The sequence below is a fragment of the Marinospirillum sp. genome (genome assembly GCF_035271045.1).
In the GTDB taxonomy this organism is placed as follows: domain Bacteria; phylum Pseudomonadota; class Gammaproteobacteria; order Pseudomonadales; family Halomonadaceae; genus Marinospirillum.
In genome coordinates this window covers 63,476-84,620 of record NZ_DATESC010000007.1, presented here as the reverse complement: position 1 = coordinate 84,620, position 21,145 = coordinate 63,476, and the positions used below count along the sequence as shown (strand labels likewise).

Sequence of the window (21,145 nt, the reverse complement as noted above, 5' to 3'; positions counted from 1 at the left end):
TTTTTAACGAACAGGAACTCAATATGCAATTTACAAACTTTATGGATAAGTACCCCACTCACCATATAGATATTTTAAAAACTGACACGCCATTCAAAAGTGTGGATGATTTTTTAAAGTTCTTCAGCGATAAAATTGAAAGCAATCCAATTGCCGTAAAAATTGCTGAATTTGATCATTACGCTCATACCAACACTTTGCCTGAAGGCGAAATTGCAGCCAACATTAGCGCGGCTAAGCACATTATTTTTTGCTTTGGTATTAAAATCCCCAATCCACTAGCACTTGGTCCACGCCCTCGCTCTATTGGTATTACAGAACTAGAAGACCGTTTCACCATCGTCTTTTTAGAAGCGCCCAACCCAGCCATGCACCAAACCATGCTGGAATGGATAAGCGAACTTAAAAAGTAAGCATGAATACCCAGCAAATAAAAGAAAACGGTTTAGGTAAAACCCTTTACCAAATGACTTGGCCAATGCTCTTTGGGGTATTGGCTTTAATGAGCTACCAACTGGTTGATGCCGCTTGGATAGCCATTTTAGGTGTTGATCCGCTAGCGGCTTTAGGTTTTACCCTGCCAGTACAACAAATTATTATTGGCCTGCAAATTGGTTTAGGCATCGCCACTACTGCCATTATCTCACGCACATTAGGCGCTGGGCATCAACAACAAGCCAAGCAACAAGGTGGTTTAATTTTAGTGATTGGTAGTGGTTTATTAGCGCTACTTAGCTTAATTGTTTGGTTTGCAAGGCATTTAATTTTAGACTTTTTAGGTGTCGACCTAAGCCTAAAACCACTAATAGAAAGCTTTTGGCTGCCTTGGTTATTAAGTGCTTGGCTGGGCGCTGTGGTTTATTTAGGTTACAGCCAACACCGTGCCAATGGTGATGCACGTTTTACCGGCTTAATGATGGTTTTGGTTAGCAGCCTTAACTTAATTTTAGACCCACTGTTTATCTTCACTTTTGGCTGGGGTTTAAACGGTGCAGCTTGGGCAACCGTGGCAGCTTTTGCCGTGGGTGGTATTTTTACCTTCCCACGTTTATGGAAAAAAAACTTAATTAGCTTAAATTTTACTCAGCTTAATCGCCTAACCGAAATACGTGGCCTGTTTGCTATGGCAGGTCCTGCAGCGCTTAGCCAACTTATGCCAGCAATCGCAGCGTTATTAGCCACAGGTTTAGTGGCAAATTTTGGCATTGCTGCCGTTGCAGCTTGGGGTTTAGGCGCACGTTTAGAGCTTTTCTCAATTGTAATAGTGCTAGCGTTAACCATGTCTTTACCACCTTTATTAGGGCGTTTTGCGGGGGCTAAAGACTGGGCATCAGTAGAAATGCTAATTCGTTTAGCCGTAGGTTTTACGCTCGTTTGGCAGTTGGCTGTTGCGCTGATTTGGTTGGCACTAAGTCAACCACTGACTCAACAACTAACCAGCAATCCAAAAGTTTCAATGCTAGTGATGGACTATTTACTAAAACTACCCATTAGTTACACTGGCCTAGGCGTGTGCATTCTTATGGTTTCCGTCAGCAACGCACTAGGAATGCCAGTTAGAGCGCTAATAATTTCTATTTTACGGTTATTTGCCTGCTACCTACCCTTTTTATGGGCAGGTGCTTATTTAGGGGGCATTAACAGCTTATTTACAGGGGCTTTGGTGGGGAATTTACTGGCAGGCTTAGTGGCTTGGCAAATGTACCAACAGGGACTTAGATATCTTCGTTTAAAGCATCCAACCCCTTCATAAAACTCTTGGCTTGTTGTAGCGTCATAACTTCGGTGGTTTCGGTTTCTATATCGTGCAAAATAACCAAATCACCCTTGGCTAACTGGTTTTTTACTTGGTCTGTCCAGTTGTGAATGCCTTCTTCGGTGGTGGTGTCATAACCTTGGCGAGTCACAAATACTTCTAGCAAAGCGCCTAAGGTTTCTGCCTGCAACAAAGAAGCAGGAATTTCCACAAAGCGTTGATACATGGGTGAATTCATAACAATCCTTCTTTTTACCAACGCTGAACTTACCAACGCTGAACTTACCAACGATAGGCGCTAAACGTTTGTACATCGTCTAATGAAGCCGCACCACACGCCAACATAATTAAGCGGTCAAAGCCCAAAGCAATACCGCTGCATTCAGGTAAACCCTGTTGCAAGGCTTTTAGCAACTTAACATCAACCACAACTTCAGGCTTACCCAAAGCAAGGCGTTGCTGGTTATCTGCTGCAAAACGCGCTGCTTGCTCGGTCGCAGCGGTTAATTCTTCATAAGCGTTAGCCAGCTCTAAACCGTCCACATATAACTCAAAACGGCTAGCCACTTTATTGCCCGATTTATCTTGATGAATCTTTGCTAAAGCCGCTTGGCTAGCAGGGAATTCATACACAATAACTCGCCCTAAGTTTTTGAGTGCAGGCTCTAATTTGTGACTTAGCAATAAATCTAAACAGCCGTCACGGTCTAGCTGTTCAGCAGCTATACCAGAGCAAGCCACGCAAGCTTGGCGCAAATTTTCTTGCGAAGCAGCAAAAGGATCTAGCCCCACAAAATCAATAAACGCTTGCTTATAAGTTAACCGCGTATAAGGTGCAGCGCCTAATAAATCATCCACCAAAGCACAACATTCGGTTTCTAATTCTGCCAAAGTCCACGCGGGGCGATACCATTCCAGCATTAAAAACTCAGGATTATGACGCTGGCTTAGTTCACCATTGCGAAAGCACGGCACTAACTGATAAATAGCGCCGCTACCCGCTGCTAACAAACGTTTCATGTAAAATTCAGGTGAGGTTTGTAAGTACAGGTATTGCGAAGGAGCAGAACCACCGTTTAGCTGAGTAGTAAACGAATCAAGCAACGGGTCGGTAGAACCGGCAGGGGCGAGTACGGGCGTATTCACTTCTAACACACCGCGTGTTGCAAAAAACAGCCGAGCTATGACTAAAAGCTCGGCACGTTTTCTAAGCAGGGTATTAAGCGCGGCTGACATACTCACCAGTGCGCGTATCAATTTTTAATAAATCACCTTCATTCACAAATAAAGGTACACGCACCGAAGCGCCGGTAGGAAGAATGGCTGGCTTAGAACCACCTTGTGCGGTGTCACCTTTTAAACCTGGATCGGTTTCAACAACAGGCAAAACAATAAAATTAGGGGGCGTAATGGTAATTGGCGCACCGTTATACAAGGTAACAAGGTACACTTCCTGTTCTTTCAACCACTTGCTAGTATCACCCAAAGCACGTGCATCGGCACCCAACTGCTCATAAGAGCCATCGGTTTTCATAAAATGCCAAAACTCACCATCGGTGTACAAATATTCCATGTCAGTATCAACAACATCAGCACCTTCAACGCTATCACCCGACTTAAAGGTTTTCTCACCCACACGTCCAGAGTTTAGATTGCGGTATTTCACCCGCGTAAAAGCCTGACCTTTGCCGGGCTTAATATGCTCAATATCCATCATTGAACAAGGGTCACCATCTAACATAAACTTGAGGCCACCTTTAAATTCGTTCGTTGCGTAATTCGCCATAAAATCAGATCTCTAGTAAATAATTAAGATAGAAAAAACACTAAAAGCCGGTTACTTATGATACCCAATACCACAGAAACTCACCACTGGGTCGAGCGACTAAAAAACGCTATCCGCGATCCTTTAGCGCTTTGCCGCCAACTTGAAATAAATCCAGCCGACCTACCTGGTGGTTTAGCAGGCTTAGAAGCCGGACACAAGCTATTCAAAACCTTAGTACCACAGCCGTTTATCGACCTAATGCAAAAGGGTAATCCACATGATCCACTACTGCTACAAGTGCTACCACTGGGTGCAGAAAGCTTAACAACGCAAGGTTTTGTTACCGACCCGCTGCAAGAGCAAGACTACAATCCGTTACCTGGGTTAATTCACAAGTATAAATCGCGTGTATTACTAACCACTAGCGGAGCTTGCGCGATTAACTGCCGCTACTGCTTTCGCAGGCATTTTCCTTATGCAGACAACAGCCTAAGCACTAGCAAAATGCCCGCCATCTTAAACTATTTACAACAACACCCCAGCGTCAATGAAGTGATTTTTTCAGGCGGTGATCCACTGGCAACACCCGATTCACGCTTAGCCGCCCAAGTGCAACAGTTAGAAACCCTGCCACAGCTTAGCCGACTACGCCTTCATACCCGCTTACCCGTAGTCATACCCTCACGCATTAATTCAGAATTTTTAAACTGGGCAACCAGCACACGCCTAAAAGTCATTATGGTGCTGCACATCAACCATCCACAAGAAATAGGTTCGGAACTTATTCAAGCCGTGCAGCGTCTTAAAGAGGCTAATATATTACTTTATAACCAAAACGTGCTATTACATAACATCAACAATCAAGCTAGTATTCTTGCTGAATTGTCAGAAGCGTTATTTACACACGGCATCATGCCTTACTATTTACACGCATTTGATCCAGTCGCTGGGGCATCGCATTTTTCAGTGGACGATCAACAAGCACGGCAAATTTATGCAGAATTACTAGCCATTTTACCCGGTTTTTTAGTCCCTAAATTAGTGCGTGAATACCCAGACAAACCCGCCAAAACACCATTAGGGTGGTAGCCAAGGTTGGCAACAAAACTAAAGAGAATTGAACGCACCATGAGCTTGTTACTTTTTGATCTTCCTGAACTAAACCGCGATCAACTTAATGGTTGTACTTTAAAGCTGGATGCTTTAGAAAACTGGCTTAACACGCTGCCTTTAAGTCATCCAAGTATTTGCAGTCAAAAATTAAACGACCTATTAAGCGAATTCAATCAACTTAAACTATTACCTTTACGCCGTTTAGAATGGTTGAATTTGCTGCAACCGGCTGTTACCAAAGCAACACAAGCCTTGGACAGAAACAGCCATTTACAAAATGAAGGCGACCAAGCTCAAAACTTACAGCATAAAATGGCACAAGGTTATAAGCGTGTTGTCAATGATTTACTTAAACTAAGGGATCAACTACAGCCACCTATTTTGGCACGTAGTTTACTACAAGCCTTGTTTGCTGCACTCGAAAACAGCAGCGCTATTATTTTAAGGGCTTGTTTACTAAGCATTAACGCACCCAAAACTAGCTGGTCAGAACTTAATTTGCTTTACAACCTTGCTTGTCAAAGCCGCTTACAACACAAAAATTTAAAAGAAACAGCACCTTTAAACTGCGAACAGATTTACTTTCAAGCCGTACTATTAGGGTTAATCCAAGCAGAAAACTTGCGTAAAGACGAAATAAACCAAGTTTATCCACTGCTAGGCGAGTGGAGTCGGTTAATTAATCGACTCGCTTATAACCATCCTCACCGCCTATTTGTAATAACTGCAGACAATAACTACCGCCCTCAACGGGCTTGTTTAAACGACGCGAATACAACAACACTAAGCGCCAGTGCTAAAAATAGAGGTTTAGCGTTAGACACGCGAATGTTGGCAGATACACTGGTCGAAACACTGGCTAAAAGCGCACTAAGTAAGCAACTTATTCAGCACCTAGCAGCGTGTTTAGGTGAAATCTCTAAACGCATCACCACACGCATAGACACTAATAAACCCATAACATTGGTACTTGGCTTACGCAGCGCACACTTCCACATGAACAACCGGCGCACTTTATCGACACTTATCACTCATCGTAACGACCCAGCACCCGCAGAGGCTGACTTAAACACTTCATTAGAAAAAGAACTGAACAAACGCCACCCTATACATTTACTAACACAAATTAATGCTAGCGCTACGGGTTATTGCTTACTTTGGTCTGGCGAAGCAAACAACAAACTAAAAACGGGCGAGTTAGTGGCTTTTAAAGAACAGACCAACGAGCCTTGGCAAGCGGGTTTAATTCGATGGGTTAGAGAAGTTAAAGAAGGTCAGCAGCTAGGTGTAGAACGGCTTGGCGGGCGAATGCAGCCTTGCGCCGTAAAACCCATTATAAAAATAGGTGAACCTAAAGATTTTATGCCCGGTTTTTTAATACCTGAACTGCAAGTATTAGGTATAGCCGCAGGCCTTATAGCCCCGTTGTTATCCTTTCGTGAAGGACAGAAAGTTGAGATCAGTTATAGCCAAGGTGTAGCAGAAGCTAAGTTAATCGAGCTTATCAGTAGCCCCGGTGAATTTAATCACTTTAGGTTAGAACCCTTAGAACCAGAAGGATTAGACCTCCACTAAAATAATGCCTGCTTCACTTTTCACTTTAAAAATATCTATGTCTGCGTAAGCAGGTGGGGTTAATACCTTACCGCTGCGTAAACAAAAGCGTGAACCATGACGTGGACAAATCAACAAGCCTGCTTCAATGCAGCCACCTTCAAAACCGCGGCCATCGTGTGAGCAAGCATTGGTGACTGCCAATAATTCGCCCTCAGCACGCGCAACTAAGATTTCATCACCCTCATCATTTTCTACGATGATAAATGTGCCTTCCTCTAGTGCTTCATCTTTACACACTTCAATCCACTGCATTTTTTTAACCTCTAGCTGTTTATTTCTAAAAACTTAGTTTTGTCTTAAAAGTGCAACTTTACATGGGTAAAATACAATTAGGTAAAATTATTTATACTAGCATTGGTTTTACAGCTTATTTTTAACTTTTAGCAAATAATTTTGTATAACCATGAATACACCATAAATAATACTGATAGTAGTTTAATCACTTGAGCATTCAACCAAATCAGTCTTGCAAAATCTCGAAATAGTTATTATTGTTATACAGTAAAAGGTTTTGGACTTCTCGTTCTAAAATTAACGAGTTGTGTACATTAACTAAAAAATTCCACACATGAACAGGAAACATACTAAATGAAAAAGACATTGATCGCTGCATCCATCGCTGCACTAACGGCAACTTCTGCTAACGCTGCAGTAAAACTTTATGAATCAGAAACAGGTTCTTTTTCTAGCTACGGTAAAGTTCAGTTAGAACTACAAAACTTTGATGGCGAAAACAACATTCAAAACCAAGGTTCACGTTTAGGTTTTGCTGGCGATACCAAACTAGACAACGGCCTAACGGCTTTCACTAACTTTGAATTCCGTTTTAATCCAGGTGTTCAAAACAACGTTAAAGCAAATGCAGCCGATGGTGGCGAGTGGACAGTACGTAACTCTTACCTAGGTGTTAAAGGTGACTTTGGTTCGGTTAAAGCCGGTAACTTTGATTCAATTACCTACACTATGGTTACTGAACAAGCTGACATTATGGAAAACGCTGGCTACCGTTCACTTGATGGCGGTGATGTTAACTCTCGCGGTACAGCAATTGCTTATGAAACCAATGATATTTCTGGCTTTAAGTTTGGTCTAGGTATTAAGCATTATGCTTCTGATGACTCAGCCTATGGTACAGGTACAGGTACTCCAGCAGCATCAAAGCTAACGTCAGGCACAGGCGATGAAGTTTGGAACATCCAAGCAGCAGCTACCTATTCTTTAAATGAAGAATTAAGCTTTGGTTTAGCGTTTGACCAAAACAATGAAGATGGTAACCCAGCAGCAGCACAGGCAAATGGTGATTTTGATCCAATCATTGCTGCCAGTGTTAACTACGCAACCGACGCTTTTGGTGCTGGCCTTGTACTAGAAAACAGCGGTGATTACATGGTTGCTAACCTAACCGGTTCTGTAAACTACGGCGCTGGTGATGTTTACGCATTAGTTTCTTTTATGGATAACGATGTAGATACCGGTGTTGACTTTGGTCTAGGTGTTAACTACAAAATGGCTAAAAACTTTGTAACCTACGGTGAAGTAGCTGTTGGTAACGACAAAGTATCTGATGTAGGCGACCTATCTATTGTAACTGTTGGTGCTGCTTACAAGTGGTAAACCCCACTTAGTTCATTAGCTTTATAGCTAATAACTAAACAAAACCGACCTCAAAGGGTCGGTTTTTTTATGCCTGACATTTATTAAAAGCAAAGCCACGGATTACACGAATAAACACGGTTGAGATTTTGATGAGCTGAAGCTAGACAAATATTAGACAAAATAAAACCCCCGCCTTTTGCAAGGCAGGGGGTTTATTACTAACGCTCTAAAACTATTGGTTTAAACCAATATTAGAAAGCGTAACGAGCTTGTAGACGGAAAGTCATATCGCCATCAACTTCGGCACCACCATAAGGAGCTGCTGCTTTGGCAAAATCATCACCACTAACCATATGAACTTCTGCACCCCACTCTAGGCCAACAGGCATACGGTAAATAATGTTAGCCCAAACCTGAGTGTAGTCTTTATCATCGCCATCATCCATGTACTGCTCTACTACTAGGTTAGTACGAACTTGGTCGCTAATTTTAAACTGACCAGATACAGAAACAGCGTCGTGCTTATCTTGATCAGAAGTAAAAGCTGCTTTAATAGTAGCTGCATCACCTAAAGGCACTGCCGCACTGGCTGTAAAGCGTACTTTACCTTCAGATTTTTTAGGATCAGTTGCATCATCAACTTGGTAGTACTGAGCTGCTGCAAACAAGCCTACACCACCGACCTTAGCTTTAAAGTTAGCAGTTAAATCAGGTGCAGGGCTAGCATTACCTGTTGCGTTACCAGTATTACCACCAGCCTTACCATCTTCTAGTGCAATACCTACCGACATATCGTCGCCTAGGCTAATGTTCTTACCGAGTACCGCATTACGGTTTGCCCAAGAAGAAGTAATCGCATTACCGTTAGCGTCTAGGGTTTCACCCAAACCATTCAAGTTGGCAAAGAAAGACCAAGTCTGACCTGCAACCCAACCGTCATACATAATTGCAGCGTGACGTAAACGGTAAGCACCAGCTGCCTTAGTTGCATCGTTCCAGTCATTTTCATACAGAACAGTAATATCACCCGCAGAGGTTTTTTTGGTATAAGCAATGTTTAAACGCGTAGTACCTAAGTCCATAACATAGTTAGGGTCACCAGCATCTGGCATTTCCCAAACCGCTTGTGCCGCTACAAAACCACCAATTTTTAGGGTTTGTTTTTCATCATCAAAAACTGTTGCAGCGTTTGCAGTAGAAGCGATAGCTAGGGCTAGAGGTAGAGCAAGAGTGCCTGCAATTTTATGACGCAGTTTCATGGTGTAATTACCTTTTATTTTTTATTAGTTCAAAAACTACAATATTATTAGGTTCAGGGTGCGGTTTCTGGTTTCCTTCGCCGCTGTGGTGCAGACTCTCATGCTTTTTTATACCTTGTCAATCACCAGCAAGGTCGACCATAGACTAAAGTATAATAATCTTTAGCTTCTAAAAAAATTGAGACATATCACTTACTTAACCCAAAAAAAATCTTACTTAGTGGATTTTTCTTCATATGTTAACAAAAAACAGAAGAAACCATTAAAAATATGTATTTTATAGTTATTTCTCTTAGGCTAATTTTCTATCCACAAGGCTTGCGCCATTCTGCCTAATTGTAATAAAAGTGCATGACGCTCAGTAATCACTATTTTTTTAACGCCTTCGGTTAAATACTGCAACCTTAATAATTGTTCATAGCCATTAAGAACTTCTATCGCCGCTTGCATTTGCTTCATTAATTGCTGATTGTGTTGGTCGGCTGGTTTTGCCTGCTGCAACAATAACTCGACTCTAACCAAAGAAGGGTAGCGCTTTAACCAAGTCTCAGCATCCATTGGCTGTTGCGGCAAACCGAGTTTAGCAATCGAATCTTGCAGCACTTGTTCAGCTTTATTTTGCTGCGTACAGGCTTGCTGATGCTGATTGCTGAACAAGCTTTCAACCAGCAGTAAACTGGCTTGACCCACCCAATTTTTATGCCATAAGCGGCGATATTCGCTGCGCCGTGCTGCATAACCTAATTGCGTTGAACGCCATTCAGCATCAAAATTATCTAATGCTAACCTTTGTAAAGCACGGTCTTGCCAGCAACTTTCTACCCAAGGTAAAAAAGTTTCAATTAAAATTTTAACTGCTTTTATAGCTGGATACAGCTTAGCTGCAGTACACAAGCGTTGTGCCAGTACTAACAAAGCATATAAACGTAATAATGCACGGTGTGCTTGCAGTAACTCATTTTCATTAGCATTAAACGCAAAATTTTCATGTGCCAGTATCCAGCGATTAAGTTCTTGTCCTGCTAAATGACTTAAATCAGCAAAACTAACAATGTTGCTGTTTAAACTACATAAATGTGGTTTTTCAACCGCAGTCGTCCCTCTTAATAATCTTAAACCGCGTTCAGCTTTACTCAGCACACCTGGATGAACGATTAAGTGCGCTGCTAATTGATTAGCCAGTTTAAACAAGTCAGCTGTATCACCTTTTTTCAACTCTAGCTCTAGTTCACAAATCACATCTTTAGCGACTTGCGCTTGCCCTATTTTATTAGGTAATAGCACTTCACCCATATCAGCCGCTAACTCTATTTCGCTATGCATATCGGTTAACAACCAAGTTTTGCGCGTAAAATTAGTGTTAAATTGGGCCGTAAGCTCATTTTTCCAGTCAGGACTTAATACGCCTTCAGGAAATAATGCTAAATCTAATTTTCCTTCTGATACCGGCATTTCCCATTCGCCTCTTTCGCTTAATGCACCCAAATTTGTACCGCTGGTTTTTAGCGTTTGTACCCAGTTTTTGGCATTAAATCTTAGGCGCAACGCTGCTTTGGCTTGGTTTAGATGCAAATCAGGGGTATCAAAATAGGTATTTTCTAGGCGCTTAACGCCTTGCGGTTTAGCTTGATATTGCAGCATTAGTGCCTCTAATTGCTTAAAATCAGCCTGCCTAATCAGTAGTTTTAACTCTATTTCTTTAGCCATAAGTGCCGCTTACTCCCTATTTATGTTAAAAGACTGTGACATTAAGCTAGGGCAACTTTTATAATGCCCAGCAGTTGCATTTCAATTCCTAATTTAAGGTACTGAGTATGACACCCAATAACCCCCTTTCTAAGTTGTTCGGGCGCTCCCCTTTTGGCCCACTGCAAGAGCATATAGATAAAACCTACATCGCTACGCAACTGCTGCAACCTTTTATGATGGCAGCTTTAGCTAATGATTGGGAAGAAGCCAAAGTGCTGCGTAAGCGTATCAGCAAATTAGAGCAAGAGGCGGATGACTTAAAGCGTGAAATTCGTCTGGGCTTGCCTAATAGTATGTTTATGCCAGTTTCTCGTAGTGACTTATTAGAACTGGTTGCTCAGCAAGATAAGATTGCTAACAAAGCCAAAGACATTGCAGGATTAATGCTGGGACGTAGGATGCAAATTCCAGTATCAATGGCGCAACCCATGCTCAATTTTATTAACAGCGGTGTGCTAGCAGTCGAGCAAGCACAGCGCACCATTAACGAAATTGACAAACTATTAAGTTCTGGCTTTGGTCGTCAAGTAACCGAACTGCTTAACCAAATGATTAAAACACTGGATCAGCTTGAGCAAGATACCGATGAGCTAGAAATTCAAGTACGCGCACAATTGTTTGATTTAGAAAAAGAGTGGCCACCCGTAGATGTCATTTTCCTTTACAAGGTAATTGATTGGGTAGGTGATTTAGCCGATCGCGCTCAACGTGTGGGTGGTCGTTTGCAAATTATGATGGCTCGTTAATCCAGCTTTAAGGTTTTTTATGTCTATTATTCTTGAACACGGCAATACCTTCTTACTTTTAGCCTGCTTGTTTGGTTTTTTTATGGCTTGGGGCATTGGTGCTAATGATGTTGCTAATGCTATGGGTACTTCGGTTGGCTCTAAAGCCATTACCATTAAACAAGCCATTGTTATTGCAATTATTTTTGAATTTGCCGGTGCTTGGCTGGCCGGTGGTGAAGTTACTTCAACCATTCGTAAAGGCATAGTGGATACCAGCAGCTTTGCCGATAACCCAGAGCTTTTGGTTTACGGTATGTTGGCTTCGTTATTGGCAGCGGGTATTTGGCTGTTAATTGCTAGTTACAAAGGTTGGCCAGTGTCTACCACTCACTCAATAGTCGGCGCCATTGTTGGTTTTGCTGCGGTGGGTATTTCGGTAGATGCCGTGCAATGGATGGGTGTACTGGTAATTGCTAGCAGTTGGGTAACTTCGCCGCTTATGGCTGGGTTAATGGGTTTTTTACTGTTTAAAAGTATGCAAAAGCTTATTTTTGAATCCGACAATCCTTTTCTTTCTGCTAAAAAATACGTGCCTTTTTATACCTTTATTGTGGGTTTTATTGTTGCTGCGGTTACCTTCACCAAGGGTTTTAAACACCTAGGTTTAGATATAAGCAATAACGAGGCCATGCTTTACTCAGTCATTGCTGGTTTGTTATTAGCTATGCTGGGTATTTTTATGGAAAAGCGCATTCAAGGTGATACCACTAACAGCCGCTTACAAATTAAAAATGTTGAAAAAGTTTTTGCGCTGTTAATGGTGTTTACCGCCTGCGCTATGGCTTTTGCACACGGTTCTAACGATGTTGCCAATGCTATAGGCCCTGTGGCTGCCATTATTGGTGTTATTCAAGCCGGTGGTGAAGTGTTAGACAAGGTTAACACCCCTTCTTGGGTACTGCTAATTGGTGGTGGCGGTATAGTGGTGGGTTTGGTTATGTATGGTCACCGCGTTATTGCCACTGTGGGTACTAACATTACCGAACTTACGCCTAGCCGCGGCTTTGCTGCTACTTTGGCTACCGCTGCTACTGTGGTGCTGGCTTCTGGCATAGGTATGCCTATTTCAACCACTCACACCCTAGTGGGCGCTGTGTTAGGTGTTGGACTAGCGCGTGGCCTAGCGGCTATTAATATGCGCGTAGTAAGCAGTATTTTTGCTTCTTGGCTGGTAACACTCCCAGCGGGTGCTATTTTGTCAATTATCATCTTCTTTACCCTAAAGGCATCCTTTGGTTAAGCTCAATTTAGACCAGCACGTTAACTGGTTTCGTAATGCCTCGCCTTACATTAACGCCCATCGCGGGCGTACTTTTGTTATTCACCTTGATGGTGAGGCATTACGCGCAACGGGGCTGCGGGAGTTAATCACCGACATAGCGCTACTCAACTCTTTAGGTGTACGCCTTGTCATTACTTACGGCGTGCGTACCCAAGCCCGTGAAGAATTAGATAATCGCGGCCTTGTTTGGCAAGAGCACCAAGGCCGTTTACTGGTTGATAAACAACGCCTACCGGCTGTCTTGGCTTGTGTCGGCAGTTTACGTGCTGAATTAGAAGCACGCCTGTCGATGGGCTTAGCCAACTCTCCCATGCACGGTGCTGGCTTAAAAGTGATGAGCGGTAATTTAATTACTGCCCGTCCTTTAGGTGTTAGAGCCGGTGTAGATATGCACTTTTGTGGTGAAGTTCGCAAAGTACAGGTTAAAAGCATTCAAGCCTTACTCGATCAAGGGATGTTAGTGCTGCTGCCACCTTTGGGTTATTCGCCTACAGGGGAAGCGTTTGATTTAGATGCTGAAGAAATTGCCACCGCAGTGGCGACACAATTAAACGCTGAAAAGTTAATTTTATTTGGTGAAGCTGAAGGTTTAAAAAATGCCCAAGGTCAGCTAATTCGTGATTTAAGCCCCCAAGATGCCGAAGCACTATTAGCATTAGAAGGCTTAAACGACCAGCCGTTGCTAAAAAGGCACCTACAAGCCGCTTGTAATGCCAGCCGCAAAGGTGTGCCAAGAACACATTTATTAAGCTATAAACGCAGCGGTGCGCTGTTACAAGAGCTATTTACCCGCGATGGTGATGGCACATTAATTACTCAACTGCGTTATGAAACATTGCGCCAAGCTAAAATTGAAGACGTGGGTGGTCTATTAGCCCTGCTGCGCCCACTAGAAGAAGCCGGTATTTTAGTCAGGCGTTCACGCGAGTTATTAGAAGCAGAAATAGAGCGTTTTACGGTTATCGACCTAGATGGCAGTATCATTGCTTGTGCTGCGCTTTACCCTTACCCCGATCAACGCCAAGCTGAATTAGCCTGTGTTGTTGTTAACCCTGAATACCGCCATAGCCAAAGGGGAGACAACCTGCTGAACCGCATTGAAAAACAAGCGTTAGCCGCAGGTATAGAAACCTTGTTTGTGCTGACAACCCACACCGCACATTGGTTTTTAGAAAGGGATTTTATGCCTGCCCCAGTCGATCAACTGCCAGCAGCCCGCCAAGCGATTTACAACTGGCAACGTAATTCGCAGGTATTTTGTAAGAAGCTCTAACCTTCTATAAGTAAAAAAAATGAAACTACTACGCCCTGCTAATTTATCCCTAATGCAACTGGTATTATTAGGCTTTATGGGTGTTGTTTTGCCCTTAGTACTACTGGTATTTCAAGCCGCCAGCGCCTACCATGAACTGTCTACCCAAGCGGGATTAAATGCGCGTGAAGCGGTGGCTTTTACACGCCGTTCACAATCCTTGCAAACCCTAGCGTTAGATATGGAGCGCACCAGTCGCCAATACCTTATCGTAGACGAACCGTCGCTATTAGCACTGCTAGAAAGCCAATTCAACGACTTTAAAGCCCAAGTTAAACAGCCTTATTTACTCTTTCCTATTACGCCAGCACAGGCATCATTAGAAGCATTGTTAGCCGAGCAACAACCACAAAGCCTTGCCGATATTGAATACATTGCCAGCCTTACCGACCTGACCGATGCTTTAACCAGTCAAACTCAAAACAGCGTAGACCAACGCCTACAAGCCATGCAGCAGCAATTGTTAAGCCTACAAAAACAACTGGTTTGGCAGTTTTTAATGTTGCTGAGTTTGTCGTTATTATTGGTTATTTTCTTTACTTGGCGGCTGTTGCGCCCCATTGACTACCTACAAAAACGTATCAGCTCTTTAGCAAACCCCAACAACAACAATAAGACCAAACAATTACAAGAAGGCCCGGCTGAATTGATACAATTAGACATCCGCTTAAATTGGCTAGAAGAGCAGTTAAGTGAAGTTGAGCAACAAAAAGCGCAATTTTTAAGGCACATTTCGCACGAACTAAAAACGCCTTTAGCCAGTATTCGTGAAGCCGGTGATTTATTACACGAAGAAGTATTGGGCAGCCTAACACCCTCTCAAAAAGAAGTGACCGGCTTGTTAGAACAAAACAGCAGGCGCTTACAGCAGTTAATTGAGCAACTGTTGGATTACAACCTGCTGCAAGGTAAAAAGCAGCTTGAAGTTGCACCGATCAACCTAGATAAGCTATTGCAACGCCTATTAGAACCTTGGCAGCCGCTGCTTGAGCAAAGGCAACAGCCCGTGACTTTACCCTCCACTGACTTAGCATTAGAAGGCGATATTTCTTTGCTTCGCAGCACCTTAGATAACTTATTAACCAATGCGCTGCACTATGGCGATGCCAGCCAAGCCATTCAAATTCGTGCAGGCATTGAAAAAAACTGGCAATGGGTAGAAGTAGAAAATGCCGGAGCACCCATTCCAGTCAATGAACAAGCACGCTTATTTGAACCGTTTTACCAAGGTAGCGGTAAGCGCAGAGGCGCAGTTAAAGGATCCGGGTTAGGTCTGTCGATTGCAGCAGATTGCATGAAAGCTCACAGTGGCAAGCTGGTACTTTTAACATCGAATCAAGATGCAACCGTCTTTCGTTTAGAATGGCCATATTTAGCATTGCCAACCAACCCAATTTAGGAACATAGTTATGCGTGTATCCAAATACCAACATTTTTTTCTTTATACTTTACTGCTTACACTCTTAACCGGTTGCATAGTAACACCGCTGAATAACGGCCCAATTAAACAGCAAGCTAATGAGAAAAATAATAGCCAAGCCAATAATCAACAGTCTATGGCATCGAATAACCAATACACGCAATGCGAAAAAAAGCGGCTACATTTACAGCAGGGCAAGGATGCTTTATCGGCAGAACTTAATCTGGCTAAAAAACAGATACAGCAGCTTGAAACTGAACGCGATCAGCTAAAAGCCAAGTTAGATGCCCTGACTGCTATAGAACAAAGCTTGCATGAACGCAAACAACGTCAGAGTAATCATTAAAATGAAACTAATTCCTGAAACAAAATTAAGTGAAAGTCCAGCACAACTCTTGTTAGTTGATGATGATTTAAGCTTACTTAAACTGCTGTCTTTACGCTTAGAAAGTGCTGGGCATGAAGTAACCACCGCAGAAAGCGGCCCTGAAGCACTGGATATACTCAAGCAATACACGCCCGACCTAGTGCTTTCTGATTTACGCATGGACGAAATGGACGGACTGACGTTATTTGATGAAATACAAACACTTTACCCAGGCTTGCCTGTGATTATTTTAACCGCACACGGCACGATTCCTGATGCTGTACAAGCCACGCGTCGTGGTGTGGCGGGTTTTTTAACCAAGCCGGTGGATAAGAATCAATTATTTGCTTTAATCGACGAACTGAAAACTAACCGTTCTAGCCAGTCAAATAACAAAGATTACCCCGATGTACTAAATCGCAGCCCGCTGTTAGTACAACTTATGGCAAAGCAATTACTCAATGAAGCGGCTAATCGCCTTGAAAGCCAAGCCAACGGCTTTGCGCCAGAAGCATTAGAGTTACTGGCTAAAACACCTTGGCCAGGTAGCGTGCGTCAATTGCAAGGCGTTATTGAACAATGTGCCGGACTGACTAGCCAGCCCATTATCACCGCCGATTTAGTTAACCAAGTGCTGACTGATGAAAGCACTAGCCTGCCGCATTTAAGCGAAGCCCGTGCCGAATTTGAAAAAGCGTATTTAACTAAAGTGTTGCGTATTGCCCAAGGCAAAGTCACCAAAGCGGCTGAATTAGCCGGAAGAAATAGAACTGACTTTTATAAGTTATTAAACAAGCATGGCTTAGAGGCATCACGATTTAAAGAAGAAGCAAAAAAAGAAGGTTTAGAAGGTTAAAGCTATAAATTAAAGCTAAATAGTCATTATTAAAAAAGGCTGCAACAGTAATGAGCAGCCTAATTTAAAAATACGCACTTAAAAATTCATACTTAAAATCAATGCTTAAAAACTATAAATAATAATGCAAACCAAGACCAACACCCATAACGTCAGTATCAACACCAGCATCACTGTCAGAATAATAGCTACCTACTGATAAATTCATACCTAGATTAGGTTGTAATTTATATTCAGCACCCAATAATAACGACAAACTACCACCATTATCACTAACTTTGTTAATACCATTATCTATACTAGCTTTAATAGCGCTTATACCACCGGCAACATAAATATGCGACCTGTCATTAAATGCATAAGAGCCAACCGCAAGTAATGAAAAACGAGAATCCACACCGCCTTTAAATCCTTTATCTTTACCATCGCTTACTGCTAAAGCAGCTTGTGCTTCTATAGAAAAATAAGGATTAAATGCTTTACCTGCTTTAAAGGCGACCATCGTTGAATCTAGCTCTAAAGTCGATTCTTGTTTATAGGTCGTTTGGTTTATTTCTGCGCCAAAATAAACATATTGTGCTGCCATCGTTAGCGAGCTAGCCGTTAAACTTGATGCCAAAAAAACACCTGTGATTATTTTCTTCATCTTTTTCCCTTCTAATGATAGATATAAATTACACCATACAAACTTTAGAATTAACAATAATTTAAAAAAACATAAAATATATTATATAAACAAAAATCAATCAAGCAAATATTTGCATAAGCGGACAAAACAAGATAGATTTCAAAACTTGATTTAAAATCACACAGTGAATCAGTTAATAACACATGGAACAAGAAAATGCTTAAAAAATCACTTGCGGCATTGGCAATTACTGCATTACTGACTGGAACAGCACAAGCTCAAAGAAACTATGTTGGCGGTAACTTAGCACTTTTAGACTATTCAGAAGATACCGTGAGTGATGATGCGTCTTTAACGGGGCTAGTCGGCAGATTTGGTGTTTTTATCAATAGAAACCTTGCTGGTGAAGTACGCTTTGGTGTTGGGTTAGGTCACGATACATTAACGATAAACAACCTTGATGCTGATATTGAACTTGACTATATGTTTGGTGGCTATTTACGCGGCGTTTTTCCTATCAACAAATCCATTGCACCCTACATTATAGGCGGCATCACACACGGCGAATTAACAGCTTCTGTTGCTGGTGCTAATTACAAATTATCAGACAAAGATATCTCTTTTGGCGCAGGTGTTGATTTAGCACTGTTGCAAGGTATTGGCTTAAACTTTGAATACATGAACTATATAAGTACTGGTGGCGTTGATATAGATGCGTTAACGGTTGGTATTACTAAAAAGTTTTAATACCCAAGTAGTAAAAGTAAAGGCTACTGAATGTATTCGGTAGCCTTTTACTGTATACATCATGTTTTTTTAGTTTCTTCTTCCAGCCATATTATTAGTTTTTTTCGCCATTTAAGCTGGTTAAGCATTTGTATATGCCTGCCTTCTTCGGCTTGCCAGTAGGTTTTTGGTTCGGGTATTTGTTGGTAAAGGCGCTGACTATGGGAGCAGGGAATCACGTCGTCAGCACAACTGTGCAAAATTAATAGTGGTAAATCTTGAGGCAATTTAGCTAAGTTTTTTTCTGGACTGTAGCGATCGGTAAAAGTCCACGATAGCGGGTATTGAAAAGCCCAAGTTAACCAGCTGCCACTAAGTTTTTCTCTAGCAATGCGGCGATAACCCGAAAATGCACTGTCGATTATTAAGCCTTGCACTTGTGCTTGTTCTGCTGGACTAGCATTGGCAACTAGGGTAACAGCTGTTGCAGCACCAATACTTTGCCCTAAAACCACTAAAGGCATTTGTTGCTCTGCCGCTCTGTCGATAGCCCACTTCAAGCCTATATAAGCATCGTGATGCACGCCAGCAATGCTTGGGCGACCTTCTGAAATACCATAGCCACGATAGTCTAAAATAAACACTTCCCAGCCATGATGAGTTATCCACGTCATCCCCATAAAATGAGTGCTGATATTTTCGGCATTACCGTGCAGGTAATAAATTAAGCCTCTGGGTTTAACTTCAGGTTTAGCACGCGAAGGGAAATGCCAGCCGTGTAATTTCAAACCCTTATCCGTGGTTAAATTAACCGGTTGGTATTCAAAACCCAGCTGGTCTGGCGTACCTCTTAAACCTTCTTCCGGCCAATAAAATAGACTGCCACAACCTTGCAGCAGCCCAAGTATTAATAATGCTAGCAATAATTTCAAAAGAATTTTAGCCATGCTAAATCTACCTGCCCGTTGCTGTCTTGGCGTTCTTCCCATTTACCTTGTAAGCGTAACGATTGATTGGTTTGATAGTTCCATTGCACTGTGGCTTCAGTTTTTAACATTGCGCCTTTATTACCTGTAGCAAAGCCTAGATAGGAAGCATCTAAACCGGTACGCCAATTAGCAACGGGTTCCCAAACAAAACCGCCCGTAACACCAGCACCTAGCGCCCAATTTTGGTTGTTTTTATTTAACTTTAAATGCCCAGCAGCAGGACCAACTTCTAGTTCACCGGCAAGCATTAAAAAACCCATTAAGTTTTCACTGCTTCCCCAAGCACGACCATAACCGCCACCTAAGCGACCTCGCCAATCGTCTTTACTGCTAACTAAAGGGTTGGTTCTACCCACTTCGGCTTTTAAACGCCAAGCAGCAAGCGAAAAAATAGGTGAACTTTGTAAGTAGTTACCCACGTCTAAAATATTCAAATGCCAAGGCGTAACGTCTTTACTTTCTTCATCAAAACGCAGCTTTAATTCTAGCAAATTAATTTCTGCATTCGGCAAATAACCGTCTAAAGCATCGTAACGCCCGTGGTAAGAAGGCTTAGCCGATAGTTGTAAGTAGTTAGTTTTTTTATGCTGACCCAAGCTTACTGCAAATTGCGCTGTTTTATGGCCTTTATGCGGTGACACAGCCGGTGTCGCTGATGGTATTAAGCCTGATTTTTGGCTAACTTTAGAACGCGCTACCAATAACGTATACAATTGTTTAGCGGCTTCATCGCGGGTTACGCCTTGATGCCTAAAACGAAAGTTAAGCCATTCGTAAGCCAGTTCATACACCTTGGCTGGGTTAGCTGTGGTATCAAGTTCCAACTCACTTGGTGGCAGATAATCAAACACCAGCTGCTTAGCCGCCGTTAATTCTGCAGGGTTAGCCTGCTCGCTCATGCTAATTAATTGGGTGGCAAAAGAGGGCCGATACTTGGCTTGATTGCTGATTAAATTGGCTTTATCTAAAGCCCTTATCGTGTCAACAGGAAGGGCTTTTAAATCAAAACCTTCGGTTAAATTCAAATGATCTTCAGCAACAGAAACCAGCGCCAAAAGCTGGTAAGAGCAGTTTTCATCAAAAAACCAATAATCAAAACGCACCCTTTCTAGTTCCCACATATGCCAAACAACCCGCGCTAAACCAGCGTCTGTTAAGTTCATGGGGTATTCCCACATATCGCGGTTCTCTAAATGATTGTATTCCTCCACCTTTTCATAATAAGGCTGCAAGCTAAAGTAGCCTGGGTAAAACCCAAACATACCTTTTACGGCATAAGAAACGCCACCTTCTGCTTCGCTAACATCAGCAGCAAAGTTAATCGCATGAGCAATCAAATCAGGTTTAACGCTGCGGTCGCTGCCTTCTATTCTTAAAAAGCTATGCCCAAACATAGACGAAGCATTATTCATATAAGCCGAAGGAAAAATCATCGACAGGCTACCGGCATCCACTTGACCTAGCCATTTATCTAAACCCGTACAGGTTCGGTTAGGAATGTCTAAATCTAGGGTTCTGGCCAGCCAGTTAACTCTTGCTGGATAGGTGCAACGCAGGTCTTCATTTTGACTTAATAAGGTAGGGCTGTTTAAAGAGGCTTTTAGTTGTTCAAAAGTGGCAGTTAATTCTTCTAATGGGCTTTTATAACCCCAAGAGTGCAGAAAAAAATCAGCTTGGTCGACTTGACTACGCACACCATAGGTGTGCTGCTTGTAATGAACCAATCGCCACCAAGCGTTGCTTTGGCTTAATTTTTTTAGCGTTGCAAGGTTGGGTGTTAAATTGTTTGTCGGTTTTTCAACAGCATAAGCCGTCGAAAAAAAGCTTAATAATAGAAGGCAAACGAATGCTTTGAAATTAGGCATTAAATAAGGCATGACGATCCATTAAAAAAGCCCTGCTAGTGATTAAACCAGCAG

At 42.3% G+C, this 21,145-nt stretch carries 21 protein-coding genes; 12 read left to right on the top strand and 9 right to left on the bottom strand.

The genetic code is table 11. The features are described from left to right. Positions 1 to 23: 23 nt before the first annotated feature. Both VJY63_RS03065 and VJY63_RS03060 read left to right on the top strand, forming a co-directional pair. A complete protein-coding gene (locus tag VJY63_RS03065) occupies positions 24 to 413 on the top strand; it encodes a DUF6858 family protein (RefSeq protein WP_324048268.1) in 390 nt (129 codons plus the stop codon). Positions 414 to 415: 2 nt separating this feature from the next. After that, complete coding sequence (locus VJY63_RS03060) at positions 416 to 1,753, top strand: MATE family efflux transporter (RefSeq protein ID WP_324048267.1); 1,338 nt, start codon at positions 416 to 418, stop codon at positions 1,751 to 1,753. On the opposite strand, the gene VJY63_RS03055 is transcribed toward VJY63_RS03060, so the two are convergent. From VJY63_RS03055 to efp, 3 genes are read right to left on the bottom strand one after another with little or no spacing between them, the layout of a single operon-like run. Beyond that, positions 1,716 to 1,994 (bottom strand): YheU family protein, encoded by a 279-nt coding sequence (locus VJY63_RS03055; RefSeq protein WP_324048266.1) that lies wholly within the window; start codon positions 1,992 to 1,994, stop codon positions 1,716 to 1,718. The two genes, VJY63_RS03060 and VJY63_RS03055, sit on opposite strands and share 38 nt — an antisense overlap. Positions 1,995 to 2,038: 44 nt before the next feature. Beyond that, positions 2,039 to 3,013, bottom strand: a complete 975-nt coding sequence (epmA, locus tag VJY63_RS03050) for an EF-P lysine aminoacylase EpmA (protein ID WP_324048265.1) — start codon at positions 3,011 to 3,013, stop codon at positions 2,039 to 2,041. After that, complete coding sequence (efp, locus tag VJY63_RS03045; protein WP_324048264.1) at positions 2,976 to 3,542, bottom strand: elongation factor P; 567 nt, start codon at positions 3,540 to 3,542, stop codon at positions 2,976 to 2,978. Before efp ends, epmA begins: the two co-directional genes overlap by 38 nt. A 57-nt stretch (positions 3,543 to 3,599) precedes the next feature. Here efp and epmB point away from each other — a divergent pair, with 57 nt between their 5' ends. Then, entirely contained in the window at positions 3,600 to 4,613 is a 1,014-nt protein-coding gene (epmB, locus tag VJY63_RS03040; protein WP_324048263.1) for an EF-P beta-lysylation protein EpmB, read from the top strand. Between the two features lie 39 nt (positions 4,614 to 4,652). Next, positions 4,653 to 6,212, top strand: coding sequence for a hypothetical protein (locus tag VJY63_RS03035; protein ID WP_324048262.1), 1,560 nt, complete (start codon positions 4,653 to 4,655; stop codon positions 6,210 to 6,212). On the opposite strand, the gene VJY63_RS03030 is transcribed toward VJY63_RS03035, so the two are convergent. Continuing rightward, a complete protein-coding gene (locus VJY63_RS03030) occupies positions 6,198 to 6,506 on the bottom strand; it encodes a Rieske (2Fe-2S) protein (protein WP_324048261.1) in 309 nt (102 codons plus the stop codon). The genes VJY63_RS03035 and VJY63_RS03030 overlap by 15 nt on opposite strands. Before the next feature lie 336 nt (positions 6,507 to 6,842). On the opposite strand from VJY63_RS03030, the gene VJY63_RS03025 reads away from it, so the two are divergent. Continuing rightward, positions 6,843 to 7,868: a porin gene (locus VJY63_RS03025; RefSeq protein WP_324048260.1), complete on the top strand. Its 1,026-nt coding sequence runs from the start codon at positions 6,843 to 6,845 to the stop codon at positions 7,866 to 7,868. A 233-nt stretch (positions 7,869 to 8,101) separates the two neighbouring features. Here VJY63_RS03025 and VJY63_RS03020 read toward each other — a convergent pair whose 3' ends face one another. Both VJY63_RS03020 and VJY63_RS03015 read right to left on the bottom strand, forming a co-directional pair. Continuing rightward, the gene (locus VJY63_RS03020) at positions 8,102 to 9,109 is read right to left on the bottom strand and encodes a hypothetical protein (RefSeq protein ID WP_324048259.1); all 1,008 of its coding nucleotides are present in this window, start codon (positions 9,107 to 9,109) and stop codon (positions 8,102 to 8,104) included. 297 nt (positions 9,110 to 9,406) lie between these two features. Then, the gene (locus VJY63_RS03015) at positions 9,407 to 10,816 is read right to left on the bottom strand and encodes a CYTH domain-containing protein (RefSeq protein WP_324048258.1); all 1,410 of its coding nucleotides are present in this window, start codon (positions 10,814 to 10,816) and stop codon (positions 9,407 to 9,409) included. Positions 10,817 to 10,923: 107 nt separating this feature from the next. On the opposite strand from VJY63_RS03015, the gene VJY63_RS03010 reads away from it, so the two are divergent. The 6 genes from VJY63_RS03010 to VJY63_RS02985 are packed head-to-tail and all read left to right on the top strand — an operon-like array spanning position 10,924 to position 16,883. After that, positions 10,924 to 11,604 carry a TIGR00153 family protein gene (locus VJY63_RS03010; RefSeq protein ID WP_324048257.1) on the top strand — a complete coding sequence of 227 codons (681 nt, stop codon included), beginning with the start codon at positions 10,924 to 10,926 and terminating at the stop codon, positions 11,602 to 11,604. A 19-nt stretch (positions 11,605 to 11,623) separates the two neighbouring features. Continuing rightward, the gene (locus VJY63_RS03005) at positions 11,624 to 12,886 is read left to right on the top strand and encodes an anion permease (RefSeq protein WP_324048256.1); all 1,263 of its coding nucleotides are present in this window, start codon (positions 11,624 to 11,626) and stop codon (positions 12,884 to 12,886) included. Continuing rightward, positions 12,879 to 14,201 carry an amino-acid N-acetyltransferase gene (gene argA / locus VJY63_RS03000; protein WP_324048255.1) on the top strand — a complete coding sequence of 441 codons (1,323 nt, stop codon included), beginning with the start codon at positions 12,879 to 12,881 and terminating at the stop codon, positions 14,199 to 14,201. Before VJY63_RS03005 ends, argA begins: the two co-directional genes overlap by 8 nt. Before the next feature lie 19 nt (positions 14,202 to 14,220). Beyond that, positions 14,221 to 15,639 carry a HAMP domain-containing sensor histidine kinase gene (locus tag VJY63_RS02995; RefSeq protein ID WP_324048254.1) on the top strand — a complete coding sequence of 473 codons (1,419 nt, stop codon included), beginning with the start codon at positions 14,221 to 14,223 and terminating at the stop codon, positions 15,637 to 15,639. A 10-nt stretch (positions 15,640 to 15,649) separates the two neighbouring features. Next, positions 15,650 to 16,006 carry a hypothetical protein gene (locus VJY63_RS02990; protein ID WP_324048253.1) on the top strand — a complete coding sequence of 119 codons (357 nt, stop codon included), beginning with the start codon at positions 15,650 to 15,652 and terminating at the stop codon, positions 16,004 to 16,006. A gap of 1 nt (position 16,007) precedes the next feature. Continuing rightward, complete coding sequence (locus tag VJY63_RS02985; RefSeq protein ID WP_324048252.1) at positions 16,008 to 16,883, top strand: response regulator; 876 nt, start codon at positions 16,008 to 16,010, stop codon at positions 16,881 to 16,883. 112 nt (positions 16,884 to 16,995) lie between these two features. Here the strand turns inward: VJY63_RS02985 and VJY63_RS02980 are convergent, their stop codons facing one another. Continuing rightward, entirely contained in the window at positions 16,996 to 17,529 is a 534-nt protein-coding gene (locus VJY63_RS02980) for a porin family protein (RefSeq protein WP_324048251.1), read from the bottom strand. A 198-nt stretch (positions 17,530 to 17,727) separates the two neighbouring features. Here VJY63_RS02980 and VJY63_RS02975 point away from each other — a divergent pair, with 198 nt between their 5' ends. Beyond that, positions 17,728 to 18,258 (top strand): porin family protein, encoded by a 531-nt coding sequence (locus tag VJY63_RS02975; protein ID WP_324048250.1) that lies wholly within the window; start codon positions 17,728 to 17,730, stop codon positions 18,256 to 18,258. A 59-nt stretch (positions 18,259 to 18,317) separates the two neighbouring features. Here the strand turns inward: VJY63_RS02975 and VJY63_RS02970 are convergent, their stop codons facing one another. Both VJY63_RS02970 and VJY63_RS02965 read right to left on the bottom strand, forming a co-directional pair. Beyond that, entirely contained in the window at positions 18,318 to 19,184 is an 867-nt protein-coding gene (locus VJY63_RS02970) for an alpha/beta hydrolase (RefSeq protein WP_324048249.1), read from the bottom strand. Further along, on the bottom strand, positions 19,166 to 21,103 hold the full coding sequence (locus tag VJY63_RS02965) for a DUF4105 domain-containing protein (RefSeq protein WP_324048248.1): 1,938 nt from the start codon (positions 21,101 to 21,103) through the stop codon (positions 19,166 to 19,168). The genes VJY63_RS02970 and VJY63_RS02965 overlap by 19 nt, the downstream gene beginning before the upstream one ends. Positions 21,104 to 21,145: the final 42 nt, after the last annotated feature.

What these genes read in the sequence shown, in the direction of transcription:
- VJY63_RS03005 (WP_324048256.1), top strand. Translation starts at nt 11,624, where the DNA reads ATGTCTATTATTCTTGAACACGGCAATACCTTCTTACTTTTAGCCTGC.
- VJY63_RS03060 (WP_324048267.1), top strand. Translation starts at nt 416, where the DNA reads ATGAATACCCAGCAAATAAAAGAAAACGGTTTAGGTAAAACCCTTTAC.
- VJY63_RS03065 (WP_324048268.1), top strand. Translation starts at nt 24, where the DNA reads ATGCAATTTACAAACTTTATGGATAAGTACCCCACTCACCATATAGAT.
- VJY63_RS02975 (WP_324048250.1), top strand. Translation starts at nt 17,728, where the DNA reads ATGCTTAAAAAATCACTTGCGGCATTGGCAATTACTGCATTACTGACT.
- VJY63_RS03035 (WP_324048262.1), top strand. Translation starts at nt 4,653, where the DNA reads ATGAGCTTGTTACTTTTTGATCTTCCTGAACTAAACCGCGATCAACTT.
- VJY63_RS02985 (WP_324048252.1), top strand. Translation starts at nt 16,008, where the DNA reads ATGAAACTAATTCCTGAAACAAAATTAAGTGAAAGTCCAGCACAACTC.
- epmB (WP_324048263.1), top strand. Translation starts at nt 3,600, where the DNA reads ATGATACCCAATACCACAGAAACTCACCACTGGGTCGAGCGACTAAAA.
- VJY63_RS03015 (WP_324048258.1), bottom strand. Translation starts at nt 10,816, where the DNA reads ATGGCTAAAGAAATAGAGTTAAAACTACTGATTAGGCAGGCTGATTTT.
- VJY63_RS03020 (WP_324048259.1), bottom strand. Translation starts at nt 9,109, where the DNA reads ATGAAACTGCGTCATAAAATTGCAGGCACTCTTGCTCTACCTCTAGCC.
- VJY63_RS02995 (WP_324048254.1), top strand. Translation starts at nt 14,221, where the DNA reads ATGAAACTACTACGCCCTGCTAATTTATCCCTAATGCAACTGGTATTA.
- VJY63_RS02980 (WP_324048251.1), bottom strand. Translation starts at nt 17,529, where the DNA reads ATGAAGAAAATAATCACAGGTGTTTTTTTGGCATCAAGTTTAACGGCT.
- VJY63_RS03030 (WP_324048261.1), bottom strand. Translation starts at nt 6,506, where the DNA reads ATGCAGTGGATTGAAGTGTGTAAAGATGAAGCACTAGAGGAAGGCACA.
- VJY63_RS02970 (WP_324048249.1), bottom strand. Translation starts at nt 19,184, where the DNA reads ATGGCTAAAATTCTTTTGAAATTATTGCTAGCATTATTAATACTTGGG.
- VJY63_RS02990 (WP_324048253.1), top strand. Translation starts at nt 15,650, where the DNA reads ATGCGTGTATCCAAATACCAACATTTTTTTCTTTATACTTTACTGCTT.
- VJY63_RS03010 (WP_324048257.1), top strand. Translation starts at nt 10,924, where the DNA reads ATGACACCCAATAACCCCCTTTCTAAGTTGTTCGGGCGCTCCCCTTTT.
- VJY63_RS03025 (WP_324048260.1), top strand. Translation starts at nt 6,843, where the DNA reads ATGAAAAAGACATTGATCGCTGCATCCATCGCTGCACTAACGGCAACT.
- VJY63_RS03055 (WP_324048266.1), bottom strand. Translation starts at nt 1,994, where the DNA reads ATGAATTCACCCATGTATCAACGCTTTGTGGAAATTCCTGCTTCTTTG.
- VJY63_RS02965 (WP_324048248.1), bottom strand. Translation starts at nt 21,103, where the DNA reads ATGCCTTATTTAATGCCTAATTTCAAAGCATTCGTTTGCCTTCTATTA.
- efp (WP_324048264.1), bottom strand. Translation starts at nt 3,542, where the DNA reads ATGGCGAATTACGCAACGAACGAATTTAAAGGTGGCCTCAAGTTTATG.